This window comes from Roseateles sp., from assembly GCF_044373315.1.
Classification (GTDB): Bacteria; Pseudomonadota; Gammaproteobacteria; order Burkholderiales; family Burkholderiaceae_C; genus JACDQM01.
Genome location: NZ_JBILQK010000017.1, coordinates 1 through 13,070 on the forward strand (window position 1 = coordinate 1; position 13,070 = coordinate 13,070).

At 63.3% G+C, this 13,070-nt stretch carries 15 protein-coding genes and 1 tRNA gene; 12 read left to right on the forward strand and 4 right to left on the reverse strand.

Features of this window, described 5'->3' with window-relative positions; genetic code table 11:
* From ACIQ67_RS06300 to tatC, 4 genes are all read left to right on the forward strand, one after another.
* On the forward strand, positions 1-207 hold a 207-nt coding region (locus tag ACIQ67_RS06300; protein ID WP_397533508.1), incomplete at its 5' end, for an HIT domain-containing protein.
* A 206-nt stretch (positions 208-413) separates the two neighbouring features.
* Positions 414-638 (forward strand): Sec-independent protein translocase subunit TatA, encoded by a 225-nt coding sequence (tatA, locus tag ACIQ67_RS06305; RefSeq protein WP_397533509.1) that lies wholly within the window; start codon positions 414-416, stop codon positions 636-638.
* 43 nt (positions 639-681) lie between these two features.
* The gene (gene tatB, locus ACIQ67_RS06310; RefSeq protein ID WP_397533510.1) at positions 682-1,176 is read left to right on the forward strand and encodes a Sec-independent protein translocase protein TatB; all 495 of its coding nucleotides are present in this window, start codon (positions 682-684) and stop codon (positions 1,174-1,176) included.
* Positions 1,173-1,958 carry a twin-arginine translocase subunit TatC gene (tatC, locus tag ACIQ67_RS06315; RefSeq protein WP_397533511.1) on the forward strand — a complete coding sequence of 262 codons (786 nt, stop codon included), beginning with the start codon at positions 1,173-1,175 and terminating at the stop codon, positions 1,956-1,958. Before tatB ends, tatC begins: the two co-directional genes overlap by 4 nt.
* Before the next feature lie 20 nt (positions 1,959-1,978).
* On the opposite strand, the gene ACIQ67_RS06320 is transcribed toward tatC, so the two are convergent.
* A complete protein-coding gene (locus ACIQ67_RS06320; RefSeq protein WP_397533512.1) occupies positions 1,979-3,145 on the reverse strand; it encodes a S1C family serine protease in 1,167 nt (388 codons plus the stop codon).
* Between the two features lie 14 nt (positions 3,146-3,159).
* Between ACIQ67_RS06320 and ACIQ67_RS06325 the strand changes: the two genes are divergently transcribed.
* Entirely contained in the window at positions 3,160-3,909 is a 750-nt protein-coding gene (locus ACIQ67_RS06325; RefSeq protein WP_397533513.1) for a Nif3-like dinuclear metal center hexameric protein, read from the forward strand.
* The gene (gene pdxA / locus ACIQ67_RS06330) at positions 3,906-4,931 is read left to right on the forward strand and encodes a 4-hydroxythreonine-4-phosphate dehydrogenase PdxA (RefSeq protein WP_397533514.1); all 1,026 of its coding nucleotides are present in this window, start codon (positions 3,906-3,908) and stop codon (positions 4,929-4,931) included. Before ACIQ67_RS06325 ends, pdxA begins: the two co-directional genes overlap by 4 nt.
* A gap of 10 nt (positions 4,932-4,941) precedes the next feature.
* On the opposite strand, the gene ACIQ67_RS06335 is transcribed toward pdxA, so the two are convergent.
* Both ACIQ67_RS06335 and mscL read right to left on the reverse strand, forming a co-directional pair.
* A complete protein-coding gene (locus tag ACIQ67_RS06335; protein ID WP_397533515.1) occupies positions 4,942-7,365 on the reverse strand; it encodes a DUF1631 family protein in 2,424 nt (807 codons plus the stop codon).
* A gap of 163 nt (positions 7,366-7,528) precedes the next feature.
* Positions 7,529-7,981, reverse strand: coding sequence for a large conductance mechanosensitive channel protein MscL (gene mscL, locus ACIQ67_RS06340; protein WP_397533516.1), 453 nt, complete (start codon positions 7,979-7,981; stop codon positions 7,529-7,531).
* 191 nt (positions 7,982-8,172) lie between these two features.
* Between mscL and petA the strand changes: the two genes are divergently transcribed.
* From petA to ACIQ67_RS06370, 6 genes are all read left to right on the forward strand, one after another.
* The gene (petA, locus tag ACIQ67_RS06345; RefSeq protein ID WP_397533517.1) at positions 8,173-8,769 is read left to right on the forward strand and encodes a ubiquinol-cytochrome c reductase iron-sulfur subunit; all 597 of its coding nucleotides are present in this window, start codon (positions 8,173-8,175) and stop codon (positions 8,767-8,769) included.
* A gap of 19 nt (positions 8,770-8,788) precedes the next feature.
* The gene (locus ACIQ67_RS06350) at positions 8,789-10,192 is read left to right on the forward strand and encodes a cytochrome bc complex cytochrome b subunit (protein ID WP_397533518.1); all 1,404 of its coding nucleotides are present in this window, start codon (positions 8,789-8,791) and stop codon (positions 10,190-10,192) included.
* A 17-nt stretch (positions 10,193-10,209) separates the two neighbouring features.
* Positions 10,210-10,992 carry a cytochrome c1 gene (locus ACIQ67_RS06355; RefSeq protein WP_397533519.1) on the forward strand — a complete coding sequence of 261 codons (783 nt, stop codon included), beginning with the start codon at positions 10,210-10,212 and terminating at the stop codon, positions 10,990-10,992.
* 127 nt (positions 10,993-11,119) lie between these two features.
* A complete protein-coding gene (locus ACIQ67_RS06360) occupies positions 11,120-11,737 on the forward strand; it encodes a glutathione S-transferase N-terminal domain-containing protein (RefSeq protein ID WP_397533520.1) in 618 nt (205 codons plus the stop codon).
* Positions 11,738-11,751: 14 nt separating this feature from the next.
* Positions 11,752-12,336 (forward strand): ClpXP protease specificity-enhancing factor, encoded by a 585-nt coding sequence (locus ACIQ67_RS06365; RefSeq protein ID WP_397533521.1) that lies wholly within the window; start codon positions 11,752-11,754, stop codon positions 12,334-12,336.
* A 94-nt stretch (positions 12,337-12,430) separates the two neighbouring features.
* Positions 12,431-12,506 (forward strand) — tRNA-Thr (locus tag ACIQ67_RS06370).
* A 34-nt stretch (positions 12,507-12,540) separates the two neighbouring features.
* On the opposite strand, the gene ACIQ67_RS06375 is transcribed toward ACIQ67_RS06370, so the two are convergent.
* Positions 12,541-12,948, reverse strand: coding sequence for a hypothetical protein (locus ACIQ67_RS06375; RefSeq protein ID WP_397533522.1), 408 nt, complete (start codon positions 12,946-12,948; stop codon positions 12,541-12,543).
* Positions 12,949-13,070: the final 122 nt, after the last annotated feature.

Below are 13,070 nucleotides of genomic sequence, written 5' to 3' on the forward strand. Positions count from 1 at the left end.
CTGCACATCCCCAGCATGGCGGAGCTCGCGCCCGAGCATGCCGGCGTGATGGGGCAAATGGCAGTGCTGGCGCCGCGCCTGATGCGCGAGCTGGGTGTCAGCAACGGCTTCCGGACCGTCATCAATACCGGACCCGACGGGGCGCAGGAGGTCTATCACCTGCACATGCATGTGATGGGCGGCCCCCGCCCGTGGCTGAAGGGCTAGCTGGAGAGATCGCATCGGCCATGCCAGGGGCCTTGTCCGGCAGCGGCGCGCTCCGGCTAGCGGCGTCGCTGCTCAAGGCGGTGCTGTGTGGCTCCGCTCATCGCAAACCCGCACTTGTTTTGCTTTCCGCCGGGCCAATCTGGCGCTGTGGAACGTCTGTCACACGGGCAACTTAGAATGCCCACTTCCGTTTGCAGGAGATAACTATGGGTTCGTTCAGCATTTGGCATTGGCTCATCGTGCTGTTGGTCGTGGTGCTGATCTTCGGCACCAAGAAGCTCAAGAACATGGGCTCCGACCTGGGAGGTGCCGTCAAGGGTTTCAAGGACGGCATGAAGGATGGTGGTGCAGATGCGCCGGCCCAGCAGGTCACCAGCAACAAGGCTGCTGACAGCAACACGGTCGACGTCGAAGCCAAGACCAAGTCTTGATGCTGCGGTCCGGCCCTATCCGTGACCCTGCCGAGTCCGCCGCATGATTGATTTCGGTTTCGACAAGCTGGCCCTGATCGGGGCTGTGGCCTTGATCGTGATCGGCCCAGAACGCCTGCCGCGCGTGGCGCGGACGGTCGGCCATCTGCTGGGCAAGGCACAACGCTACGTGTCCGACGTCAAGGCGGAGGTCAACCGCTCCATCGAGCTCGACGAGCTCAAGAAGATGAAGACGCAGATGGAGGACGCCGCGCGCGATGTCGAGCAGAGCGTCAACAACGAGATCAAGCAGACCAGCGACAGCTTCGAGGAGAGCTGGCAGGACGCCACCGGCGGCCTCAGCTCTTCCTCTTACGACGGCGACAGCTATTCGCAGCCCCTGAGCCTGCCGCCCGGCAGTGCCAGGCCCAAGAAGAACTGGCGCCTAAAGCGCAGTGCCGTGCCGCAGTGGTACAAGCAGCGCCAGGGCGTGCGGCGCCATGCCCAGTCGGGTGCGGCGCGCGTGGCCCGTTTCCGCCCGCCCCGCCCAATCAAATGACCGATTCCCGCAAGCCTGGCGAGGATGAACTCGCTGGCACAGAACAGCCTTTTGTCTCGCACCTGATCGAGCTGCGTGACCGGTTGGTGAAGGCTTTCATCGCAGTGGGCATCGCCTTCGGCGTGCTGGCCCTCTACCCCGGACCCTCGGCACTCTACGACCTGCTGGCCTCGCCGCTGGTGGCGCAGCTGCCGAAGGGCTCGACGATGATTGCCACCAACGTCATCTCGCCCTTCCTGGTGCCGCTGAAGATCACCCTGCTGGCCGCCTTCATGTTGGCGCTGCCGCTGGTGCTGTACCAGGTCTGGGCCTTTGTGGCGCCGGGGCTTTACACGCACGAGAAGCGCCTGGTCGCGCCTTTGGTGATCTCCAGCACGCTGCTGTTCCTGCTCGGCGTGGCCTTTTGCTATTTCTTCGTGTTCGGCCAGGTGTTCAAGTTCATCCAGAGCTTCGCACCCAAGAGCATCACGGCAGCGCCTGATATCGAGGCCTATCTGAGCTTTGTGATGTCGATGTTCATCGCCTTCGGCGCGGCCTTTGAAGTGCCGGTGGTGGTGGTGGTGCTGGCGCGCATGGGCTTGGTCACGGTCGAGAAGCTCAAGGAGTTCCGTGGCTACTTCATCGTGCTGGCCTTTGTGATCGCCGCGATCATCACGCCGCCGGATGTGGTGTCGCAACTGGCGCTGGCGATCCCGATGTGCCTGCTCTACGAACTGGGCATCTGGGCGGCGCGCTTTTTCGTGCGCTACTCGAAGGCGCCGGACAGCGAGCCGCAGGCCTGAGCACTGCGGCACTCGCGTAATCAATCGTCGTCGTCGGCTTGCGGTAGCGGGCGCTGGCCGATCGCCAGCTGAAACACCAGCGCCTGACTACCGCGTTGCACGGCCACGGCGGCCTGGCTCTTGGGTGTGAGGGCCGCCACGGCGGCCAGCAGCTCGGCCGGGCTGCGCACGGTCTTGTTGGCGACCTGCGTCACCACATCCCCTGGCTTGATGCCGGCCTTGGCCGCAGGCGCATCCACCACCACGGCGCTGATCAGCACGCCCTCCTTGACGCTGAGCTTGAAGGCCTCGATGAATTCGGGCGTCAGCTCACGCGTTTGCACGCCGATCCAGCCTCGCGCCACCAAGCCGTCCTTGAGCAGCGCCTGCATCACCTGCAATGCCGCATCGATGGGGATCGCGAAGCCGATGCCCAGGCTGCCACCGCTGTTCGAATAGATCGCTGTGTTGATGCCGATCAGGCGGCCTTCGGCATCGACCAGGGCGCCACCGGAATTGCCGGGGTTGATGGCTGCATCGGTCTGGATGAAATTCTCGAAGGTGCTGATGCCCAGCTGATTGCGCCCCAGCGCGCTGACGATGCCCGCCGTGACGGTCTGGCCGACATCGAAAGGATTGCCGATGGCGAGCACCGAATCGCCGACCTGCAGGCTGGCGGTGGCGCCGAGCGCGATGACGGGCAGTTTGTCCAGGTTGATCTTCAGCACGGCCAGATCGGTCTCGGGGTCGCTGCCGACCAGGGCCGCCCGGGCCTGCCGGCCGTCGCTGAGCCGCACCTCGATTTCCGAAGCGCCCGCCACCACATGGGCGTTGGTCAGCAGATAGCCTTGTTCGGAGACGATCACGCCTGAGCCGAGGCCGACCTGGGGTCGCGCCTCCTGGCCGTTGCCAAATCGATGGAAGCGCTGCCAGCCTTCGGGCTGCTGCGTGCGCCGAGGCGTCTTGCTGGCCGAGATGCTGACGACCGCCGGTGCGGCGCGCTGGGCTGCACCTCGCAGGCTGCGCTGAGGTTCGGCAGCACGCGAAGCAGCGGCATCCGGTGGGACGGCAGGCGCGTGGCTGCCGAGGCTGATCTGGGCTGGCGCCTGAAACTGGGCCAGCCATTGCGGCTTGAGCGTTGCGACCACGAAACCCAGGGCCAGAAATACCGTCACTGCCTGGGAGAAAATCAGCCAAATTCTGCGCACCGTCGCTCCTTGCCATGCTCCATCGCAACACCGTCGACCGTCATCTCAGCCAGTTGCTGGAGGTGAGCCGCTTCAAAGATTATGGGCCGAACGGTCTGCAGGTCGAGGGGCGCGAGGAGATTCGCCACATCGTCTGCGGCGTGACCGCCAGTCTGGCCTTGATTGAAGCGGCCATCGAGGCGCGTGCGGATGCCATCCTGGTCCATCATGGCCTGTTCTGGCGCGGCCAGGACGGACGCGTGACCGGCTGGATGAAGCAGCGGCTGCAGCGCTTGCTGGCGCATGACATCAGTGTGTTCGCCTATCACCTGCCGCTGGATGCGCATCCGGAGCTAGGCAACAACGTGCAATTGGGGCGGCGCCTCGGTTGGGAGGCCGATCAGCGCTTTGGTGAGCAGGAGCTTGGCTTCGCGGCGCCGTTGGCGCAGGCCGAGAGCCTTGAGAGTCTGGCTGCGCAGCTGCGCGCCAGCCTGGCGCGAGAGCCTGTGCTGGCGCCCGGTGACGGCCGTGCCTTGCGGCGTGTGGCCTGGTGTACGGGCGGCGCACAAGGCTATTTCGAAGCGGCGATTGCGGCCGGGGCTGATGTGTTCGTGACGGGCGAGATTTCAGAGCCGCAGGCACATCTGGCTGCGGAGACCGGGGTGGCCTTCATCGCCGCCGGCCATCACGCTACCGAGCGTTACGGCGTGCAGGCTTTGGGTGCCCATCTGGCGACCGAGTTCGGCCTGAGTCAGCAGTTCATTGAGATTGGCAATCCGGCATGAGCGCTCCCACCCGCACCCTGCTGATCACGATGGGGGATGCCTGCGGCATCGGCCCCGAGATCGCCGTCGCGGCCTGGGCTGCCGAGCAGCGCGCCGGGCTGTGCCTGGTCGGTGATGTGGGCGTGCTGCGGCGCGCGATGGCTCAGATGGGCTTGCAGCTGCCCGTGGCACAGCTCGAGTCGGTGGATCAGCTCGCATCGGTGCCGCCGCATTGCCTTCCGGTGTGGCAGCCGCCAGGCCTGCCGAACGATGTGCTGCACTGCGAGCAAGGCCGCATCGATGCACGCGCCGGCGCAGCGGCGGCGGCGTGCATCGAGGCGGCTGTGCGGGAGATCCAGGTCGGGCATGCCGCCGGTCTGGTGACAGCACCCTTGCACAAGGAGGCGCTGCATGCGGCGGGGGTTGATCACCCCGGCCATACCGAGATGCTGCAGGCGCTGGCCACCCCACCGGGCGCTGTGCCGCCGCCGGTGCGCATGATGTTGGCGAATCCGGAGTTGCGCACCGTGCTGGTGACCATTCATGTGTCGCTGCGTCGGGCGATCGACATGCTCAGCACCGAGCTCGTTCTCGAGACGCTGCGCATCAGCGACGCAGCCTTGCGTCGCTTCGGGATCCATGCCCCCCGCATCGCGGTGGCTGGCTTGAACCCGCATGCGGGCGAGGGTGGGCTGTTTGGCGACGAGGAGCTGCGGATCATTGCCCCCGCCATTCAGCAGGCGCAGGCCGGGGGCATCCTGGCAAGCGGACCCTATGCGCCGGACACCGTGTTCATGCGTGCCCGCGATGCGGCGGGTCATCCAGGCGAGTTCGATGTGGTGGTGGCGATGACGCACGACCACGGCCTGATTCCGGTGAAGTATCTCGGCGTCGAGGAGGGCGTCAATGTGACGCTGGGCCTGCCCTTTGTACGAACCAGCCCCGACCACGGCACTGCTTTCGACATCGCCGGTACCGGGCGCGCCGACCCGGCCAGCATGCGGGCCGCGATCAGCATGGCACGACGGCTGTTGCCGCGCTGAGAGCTGCTGCTCAGTGCTGGGATTCCAGGCCTTTGCCCAACTCGGCCAATTGCTTGCGTGCCCTGGCGGTGGCGCGCTCCAGCAGGTAGGCGTTTTCGAAGGCTTTCAGGCGCCCTGATTCGCACATCTTTCGCAGCATCCGGGCCGTCATCGTGACCGTCTCCTGATGCTTGCTGCCTTGGGTGAAGATGAAGAAGCTTCGGCCGGCGCTGATATGGGCCAGTCGCACCTTGCGCCAGGCATCGCCGGTGTTCATCTGGTACGCGAAGCCGAGCTGCAGATGCTCGATCAGCAACTCTCCCTCACTGGGTTCAGGCGCCTCGGCAGCGGGCAGTCCCTCGATGCTGACGTCGGCCGCCTGCAGCGGCGCTTCGGCGCCCAGGTCGATATCGACCTGCCCGTTCCAGTCCACACGGCTCTCATCCATCAAGCCCAGGCGCTTGGCTTCCTCGGGTGACAGGCGCTCTCCCATATCGAGCTCGGCCGGCACGCTGACGGAGCCCCCGGCGGGCAGGTCTTGCTCCGAGGGCGGGGCGCAGCCGAAGACCGTGTCCAGTTGCTTCGCCAGCAGGTTGTAGTCCAAGGGGCTGAGGCCTTGCCCCTTGAGTGAGTCGGCATGGGCGGGCAGCAACTCGCCAAAAAAGGTTTTGCGAGCATCTTCGGGCCATCGGATCAGGTCGAGGCCTTCATTCAGCGTGCGCATCAGGCCCGGGAGCTGACTCAGGAACGCCTGGCGCTGTGCGGTGCCGCCCTTGGGTTGAACACTGATCACGAGATCGCGCGCGGACTGGCGCAAGCGCGTCTCGCGCTGGCCGCCGCCCGTAGATTCGCGCGACGCCAGCACAATGGCCTGGCTCCACACCTGGGCGAGGAAGTTGCGCAGGAAGTCCGGCATCGGCACCGCTGCCAACGAGGCCTGAAGCTGTTGGGTGTAGCGCTGCTGCAGGCGCAGGTCGATTTCCTTGCGCTCGACCACGGCGGCAGCGTTGCCCTGGGCTTGCAAGCCCTTGGCGGTCTGCTCAGCGATGAAGACTTCGAGCGCATCCAGCTTGCTCTCGTAGGTGTCCATCCGGTCGAAGTCGCCGAGCGCGACCTCTTGCACCAGTTCCCGTACCTGTCCCAGGAACTCGCGCCCCGGGTCTTCACTGAAGTCTTCGAAGGCGCATGCCAATGATGCGATGCGGTTGACAAAGCGTCGCACCGGGTGGCGCCTTGTCGAGAAAAAGCTGCGATCGCCCAGGGCCGCGCGGAGCACCGGCAGCTGGAGCCGGGCCAGCAGGCGCGCCATCTGCGGCGGCACCTTGGGGTCGGACAGAATCTGGTCGAACAGGCTCCCGACGACGTCGATCACCATGTGATCCAGCTGCCCGGTCGCCGCCTGGCGTAGGGCGTCGCGATGCTGATGAATCAGGTTGGGCGGCAGGAAGCTCGCCCCTTGGTTGGCCCAGGCGGTGCTGGCCCCGCCGTCGTCCCAGCCTTGACCGAAGCTGCCGATCTCTGCGCCGAAGCCGGTGTCTGCCGGTCCTGCGCCTGCTGCTGCTGCCGGCATATGTGCCAGGCGACGCAGCAGCTCCATCATTTGAGCATCGACCGAGCCCATGCCTCCCTGGGTATGCCGCGGCGCTGGCGGAAAACCACCGCTGCTTGGCATCCCGGCAATGCCATGTCCAGATGCGCCGCCATGAAGACCACCGCCGGTGCTGAGGCTTCCGCCACGGCTGAAGCCGTCCTGCCCTGCGACAGAGTGCTGGCTCGACAAACCACCAGCCTGGGTATGGGCGCCATGCACCGAGTGCCCAGGGGACTCCGCCGCACGCACACGCAAGTCCTGAGGCTTCAGCCCGCGGCTGCGGAAAAGCTCAGCGATGTCGGCGTAGCAAGACTTCAGTTCCTGCGACAGCGCGCGCGTCAGTTCATCGACGAGGATCTGCCTCGTCTGTTCGTCGTCGGTGATCGCATGGATGGCGTCGAGAAGCGCTTGAGCGATGAGTTCCGGTCGCAGCGGATTTCGTTCGCCGCTTTGGCTGAGCTCGGGCAGATAGGCCTGAACCTCGCGCAACTCCCACTCGCTCTGGTGCCCGATCGCCAGACCGATGCGGTCGGCCGCCACCATGGCGTCGACCTGATCGTCGTCCATCAAGGACAACTCGGTCCAGTCCTTCGTCTTTGTGGGCGCAGCAGCAGCCTTGCTCTGCTGTTCGCCGGCCATCAAGTCCCGCAGGCTTTGGTAGAAGCGCTGGCCGAACTGGGCCTGCTGCTTGCGGAACAGGAACTGTGCCGACAGCAAGGCGTCGCGGCGTTTGAGCTGGCCAGCCGACAGTGCCGCCATACCCATGCCCTCGGCGCCGCGCTCAGCCGATTGCTCGGCAGCCGTGCGGATGCGTTGCAGCGCGGCTTCCAGATGAGGGTTCAGGCGAGGGTCGGTCAAATTCATGGCTCGCAAGCTTGACCGTGGAGTGCACACCACAGCCTTGCTTGCAAGTATCGCTTTAAAGCAAGGTCTGCAAGAGCAAGCGCCTGCATGCCGGGGCTATGCAGACGCGAATTAGCTGACGCCTGAAGCGGCTGTTACCGGCGGTTACCCGCCCTTGCGGTGCTCAGGACTTGGAGGTCTGCAGCGCGTCGCGAATCTCGCGCAGCAGCTGGATCTCCTCGGGCGTCGGGGCGGGCTCAGTCGATGCGGCCGGCGCAGGCGCGCTGTCACGCTTGAGGCGGTTGATCTGCTTGATCATCAAGAAGATGATGAAGGCCAGGATGATGAAGTTGACCAGAACGGTGAGGAAGCTGCCGTACGCGAACATCGGCACACCGGCTTTGGCCAGGGCCTCGTAAGTCATGGGCCCTTTGAAGTCAGCCGGAGGGTTGGAAAGCAGGATGAAGTAGTTGCTGAAATCCAGGCCGCCCACGACTTTTCCCACCAGGGGCATGATCAGGTCCTTGACGATCGAGTCGACGATCTTGCCGAAGGCGCCACCGATGATGACGCCGACTGCGAGGTCGACCACGTTGCCCTTGACGGCAAACTCCTTGAACTCTGACATGAAGCTCATGCATTCCTCCTGGTTGATGCGGGCGCATTTTGCCTGAGCGTCTGCGTTGCGAATCGGGTAAAACGCGTGACGTTCCGAGGCCCGTGAGTCGCGCAAATGTGGCGATGCCCGCGGTTTCGGGGCTCAATGGCGGTGGCGTCCGCTAGAATCCGGGGCTGCCCCCCGATCAGAAGTCTCGTTTGAGGATACTCATGAGTGACCAGCAAGTGGATCACGGCAAGCGCACCTGGCTCATCGCCACTGGTTGCGCTGGCGCCGTTGGCGGCGTAGCCACCGCCGTGCCCTTTGTCAGTACTTTTTCGCCGTCCGAGCGCGCCAAGGCCGCCGGTGCTGCTGTCGAAGTCGATATCAGCGCCCTGAAGCCGGGTGAGAAGCTGACCGTCGAATGGCGAGGCAAGCCCGTGTGGATCATTCGCCGCACGCCGGAGCAGCTGGAATCGTTGAAGGCGACGGAGACGCAATTGGCCGACCCGCTGTCGGACCGCAAGGCTTACCCGACGCCGGAATACGCCAAGAACCAGCATCGCTCGATCAAGCCTGAAGTTTTTGTGGGCGTTGGCATCTGCTCCCACCTGGGCTGCTCGCCCAGTGATAAGTTCCAGACAGGCGCCCAGCCTTCGCTGCCGAATGACTGGCACGGCGGCTTCTTGTGCCCGTGCCACGGCTCGACCTTCGATATGGCGGGTCGTGTCTTCAAGAACAAGCCGGCTCCCGATAACCTCGAGGTGCCTCCCCATATGTATCTGTCCGACACCAAGCTGCTGATTGGTGAGGACAAGAAGGCCTGACGGCACGGAAGAGGCAAGCATGGCAACTTTCAAGGAACTCCCCGCCAGCGCCCCCGTCGGCGCCAAGGTCACCAACTGGCTTGAGAACCGGTTCCCGACCGCGTTCGATGCCTACAAGGTGCATATGTCGGAGTACTACGCTCCGAAGAACTTCAACTTCTGGTACTTCTTCGGCTCGCTGGCGCTGTTGGTGCTGGTGATCCAGATCGTCACCGGCATCTTCCTGGTGATGCACTACAAGCCGGATGCCAATCTGGCGTTCGCCTCGGTCGAGTACATCATGCGCGATGTGCCCTGGGGCTGGCTGATCCGCTACATGCACTCGACCGGCGCCTCGGCGTTCTTTGTCGTTGTGTACCTGCACATGTTCCGCGGCCTGATCTACGGCTCCTACCGCAAGCCACGTGAGCTGGTCTGGATCTTCGGCTGCGCGATCTTCCTTTGCCTGATGGCTGAGGCCTTCATGGGCTACCTGTTGCCGTGGGGCCAGATGTCCTACTGGGGCGCTCAGGTGATCGTGAATCTGTTCGCGGCCGTGCCTTTCGTCGGCGAGGAGCTGGCTCTGCTGATCCGCGGCGACTATGTGGTGGGTGACGCCACGCTGAACCGCTTCTTCGCTTTCCACGTGATCGCGGTGCCGCTGGTGCTGCTGGGCTTGGTGGTTGCCCACCTGCTGGCCCTGCACGATGTGGGTTCCAACAACCCTGACGGTATCGAGATCAAGGACAAGAAGGACGCCTCCGGCAAGCCTTTGGACGGAATCCCTTTCCACCCCTACTACTCGGTCCACGATCTGATGGGTGTGTCGGTGTTCCTGATGGCCTTCACGGCGGTCATCTTCTTTGCGCCTGAATTCGGTGGTTACTTCCTGGAATACAACAACTTCATTCCGGCTGATCCGCTGAAGACGCCTGCCCACATCGCGCCGGTCTGGTACTTCACGCCTTACTACTCGATGCTGCGTGCAACGACTGACCCGATGGTGAACGTGCTCGCGGCGCTGGTCGGCATTGGTGCGGTGCTGGCTGTGCTGAAGGGCAGCTTCTCCGGAAAGGGCAAGATCGCTACGCTGGTGCTGGCTTTTGTGGCAGTCGCCCTGCTTAAGACCTTCGACGCGAAGTTCTGGGGCGTGGTGGTCATGGGTGGCGCAGTGGTCATCCTGTTCTTCCTGCCTTGGCTGGATCACAGCCCGGTCAAGTCGATCCGCTACCGCCCGGACTGGCACAAGTATGTGTACGCCCTGTTTGTGGTCTTCTTCCTGGTGCTGGGCTATCTGGGCATTCAGCCGCCGACTGATGCGGGTACCTTGGTGTCCCAGATCGGCACGCTGTTCTATTTTGGCTTCTTCCTGCTGATGCCTTGGTGGAGCAAGCTGGGTACGCCCAAGCCCGTGCCTGATCGCGTGACCTTCAGCGCCCACTAAGCACCGGAGTTACAAGAATGAAAAAACTGTTTGCGAAGCTGCTGACCGCGATGGCCCTTGGCCTCGGCTTGGTTTCCGGCGCGACGGCTGCAGGTGGCGGCATCGAGTGGGACAAGTTCCCCAAGGAAAAGCTGACGGACATGGCTGCGCTGCAGAATGGCGCCAAGCTGTTCGTCAACTACTGCCTGAACTGCCATTCGGCCGCCTATATGCGCTACAACCGGCTGCGCGATATCGGGCTGACGGAAGCGCAGATCAAGGGCAATCTGATGTTTGCGACCGAGAAGGTCGGCGAAACGATGAAGATCGCGCTGGACCCGAAGCAGGCCAAGGAATGGTTTGGCGCGACGCCGCCGGACCTGACCGTGATCGCGCGTTCGAGCGCGAGCGCTTCCAAGGGCTCGGGTGCAGATTATCTGTACACGTACATGCGGACCTTCTACCGCGACGAAACCAAGGCGACCGGCTGGAACAACCTGGCTTTCCCGAGCATCGCAATGCCGCATGTCTTCTGGGAACTGCAGGGCGTGCGTACGGCCAAGTATGTTGACGAGAAGGATCCGCACGATCCCACGAAGACGGTGCACGTCTTCAAGGGTTTTGAGCAGGTCACGCCTGGCACGCTGACCCCGCGTCAGTACGACGACGCAGTTGGCGATCTGGTCGCCTATCTGCAGTGGATGGGTGAGCCGGCCCAGGGCCAGCGCTTCCGTCTCGGCGTTTGGGTGCTGCTGTTTCTCGGCGTCTTCACAATCATCGCCTGGCGTTTGAATGCGTCGTTCTGGAAAGACGTGAAGTAAGCATTCGGGCCTGGCCTTGTGCCGGGCCGAGTACGCAGTGGGCCGGCTTTGCCACCCACTGCGTTTGCCTTTTCTGTGCTGCCCTTCATCGGGGTAGCCGTATCAACCCCTTCGGGAGCCTGCCGCCATGATGGTGCTTTACTCTGGAACCACCTGCCCTTACTCGCATCGCTGCAGATTCGTGCTGTTCGAAAAGGGTATGGATTTCGAGATCCGCGACGTCGACCTGTTTGCCAAGCCGGAAGATATTGCCCTGATGAATCCGTACAACGAGGTGCCTATCCTCGTCGAACGTGACTTGATTCTCTACGAGTCGCACATCATCAACGAGTACATCGATGAGCGCTTCCCGCATCCGCAGCTGATGCCGGGCGATCCGGTTGCCCGGGCTCGAGTCCGCCTGTTCCTGCTGAATTTTGAGAAGGAACTGTTCGCGCATGTGAATGTGCTTGAAGGGCGCAGCCAAGCGGTGAAGGCCACCGACAAGCAGCTTGAGAAGGCACGTTCGCAGATCCGTGATCGGCTGACTCAGCTGGCACCGATCTTCCTGAAGAACAAGTACATGCTGGGCGACGATTTCTCGATGCTCGACGTGGCGATTGCTCCGCTGCTCTGGCGTCTGGACTACTACGGCATCGATATGTCGAAGAACGCCGCGCCGCTGCTCAAGTATGCAGAGCGAATCTTCTCGCGCCCGGCCTACATCGAAGCGCTGACGCCGTCCGAGAAGGTGATGCGCAAGTAATAGGCTGGCCCGTCATGGATCAAAGCTCAGAAGGCGGTTCGACCGTCGGCGCCTCGGGAACCTCCACCAGACCCTATCTGATCAGGGCTCTGCATGACTGGTGCACGGACAATGGCTTCACGCCATACATTGCCGTTCACGTGGATCGTTTCGTGCAGGTGCCGAATGAATACGTTAGCAACAACGAGATCGTGTTGAACGTCGGATTCGATGCGACCAGCGGGCTTGAGCTGGGTAATGAGTTCATCCAGTTCAAGGCGCGCTTTGGCGGGGTCGCGCGCGAGATCGTCGTGCCTATCGACCATGTGGTTGCCATCTATGCTCGCGAGAACGGCCAGGGCATGGCCTTCCCTGCGCCTGGCGCGGAGCGGCGCGGGTCGGTGGCTGCCGTGCCTGCAGCGGCTGCTGATCCATCGGAGAAGCCCTCGGGCAAGCCGGTGGTGAGTCCGGCGCGCGGAGGCTTGCGTCTGGCGACTGGTCCAGCCGAAGGCGCGGCGGCCGAGTCTTCACCGGACTTGGTTCTCCCGGCCACTGATGACGATGATCCTGCCGGCCCAGGCGCAGGCGGAGGCCGCCCGTCACTCAAGCGCGTCAAGTAAGTAGCTCGAATCTTCCTGCGAAAAGACGCGTAAAACGCCTCAGCGCCGTGTTGAATGCCTCTACAATGCGCGCTGTCTTTGAAATCAAAGCCGTGCCGGCTTAGCTCAGTTGGTAGAGCAACCGCCTTGTAAGCGGTAGGTCATCAGTTCGAATCCGATAGCCGGCACCATTCAAAAGCCTTCAGGTCCCGTTGAGTGCAATGCTCAAGGCTGCTGTATCTTTATGCGCAGCTTTCCTTCCGGGATGCCCTGTTCAGCCAGCAACTCCATCAATCTCGGCTGCAAATGCCTGAGTTTGGCGGCGATGGCAGCGTTCGCCACCAGCAAGGTCCACCCTTCCTCGTCGATCGGACCGGCTTTGACAAAGCGCTTCAGCGCCCCGGGCAGAGCGACGGCCACAATCTCCATCCTGCGATTCGACTCTTGTAGCAAATAGCCCAGGCGAGCCAGCCCGCTGTGCTGTGCAAGCGCCTGAGCAATCGGCATCGGATCTGGAACCTGCGCCGATTTCGGTGGGGGAAGGTAGCGTGCGTGCATCACGACGCAGTTTAGCCCCCAGGTCCGGCCGAAGGTTCGATCAGGCCCCGATGCTAAACTCAGCGAGTTTTTCATAGGCCAGGCCGGTCCTTCCGTGCTGTGATGCGGAATCTATCGGGCAGGCTCTTGCGGAACGTCTCCGATACCCCATCTGAAGCTTGCTTCAGGCGCAGGGTCAAGGGGGCTGCCCGAAGCTG

Bases quoted from the DNA above. Each gene is read 5' to 3' on its own strand.
- tatA (WP_397533509.1), top strand. From the start codon at position 414: ATGGGTTCGTTCAGCATTTGGCATTGGCTCATCGTGCTGTTGGTCGTG.
- tatB (WP_397533510.1), top strand. From the start codon at position 682: ATGATTGATTTCGGTTTCGACAAGCTGGCCCTGATCGGGGCTGTGGCC.
- tatC (WP_397533511.1), top strand. From the start codon at position 1,173: ATGACCGATTCCCGCAAGCCTGGCGAGGATGAACTCGCTGGCACAGAA.
- ACIQ67_RS06325 (WP_397533513.1), top strand. From the start codon at position 3,160: ATGCTCCATCGCAACACCGTCGACCGTCATCTCAGCCAGTTGCTGGAG.
- pdxA (WP_397533514.1), top strand. From the start codon at position 3,906: ATGAGCGCTCCCACCCGCACCCTGCTGATCACGATGGGGGATGCCTGC.
- ACIQ67_RS06335 (WP_397533515.1), bottom strand. From the start codon at position 7,365: ATGAATTTGACCGACCCTCGCCTGAACCCTCATCTGGAAGCCGCGCTG.
- mscL (WP_397533516.1), bottom strand. From the start codon at position 7,981: ATGAGCTTCATGTCAGAGTTCAAGGAGTTTGCCGTCAAGGGCAACGTG.
- petA (WP_397533517.1), top strand. From the start codon at position 8,173: ATGAGTGACCAGCAAGTGGATCACGGCAAGCGCACCTGGCTCATCGCC.
- ACIQ67_RS06350 (WP_397533518.1), top strand. From the start codon at position 8,789: ATGGCAACTTTCAAGGAACTCCCCGCCAGCGCCCCCGTCGGCGCCAAG.
- ACIQ67_RS06355 (WP_397533519.1), top strand. From the start codon at position 10,210: ATGAAAAAACTGTTTGCGAAGCTGCTGACCGCGATGGCCCTTGGCCTC.
- ACIQ67_RS06360 (WP_397533520.1), top strand. From the start codon at position 11,120: ATGATGGTGCTTTACTCTGGAACCACCTGCCCTTACTCGCATCGCTGC.
- ACIQ67_RS06365 (WP_397533521.1), top strand. From the start codon at position 11,752: ATGGATCAAAGCTCAGAAGGCGGTTCGACCGTCGGCGCCTCGGGAACC.
- ACIQ67_RS06375 (WP_397533522.1), bottom strand. From the start codon at position 12,948: ATGAAAAACTCGCTGAGTTTAGCATCGGGGCCTGATCGAACCTTCGGC.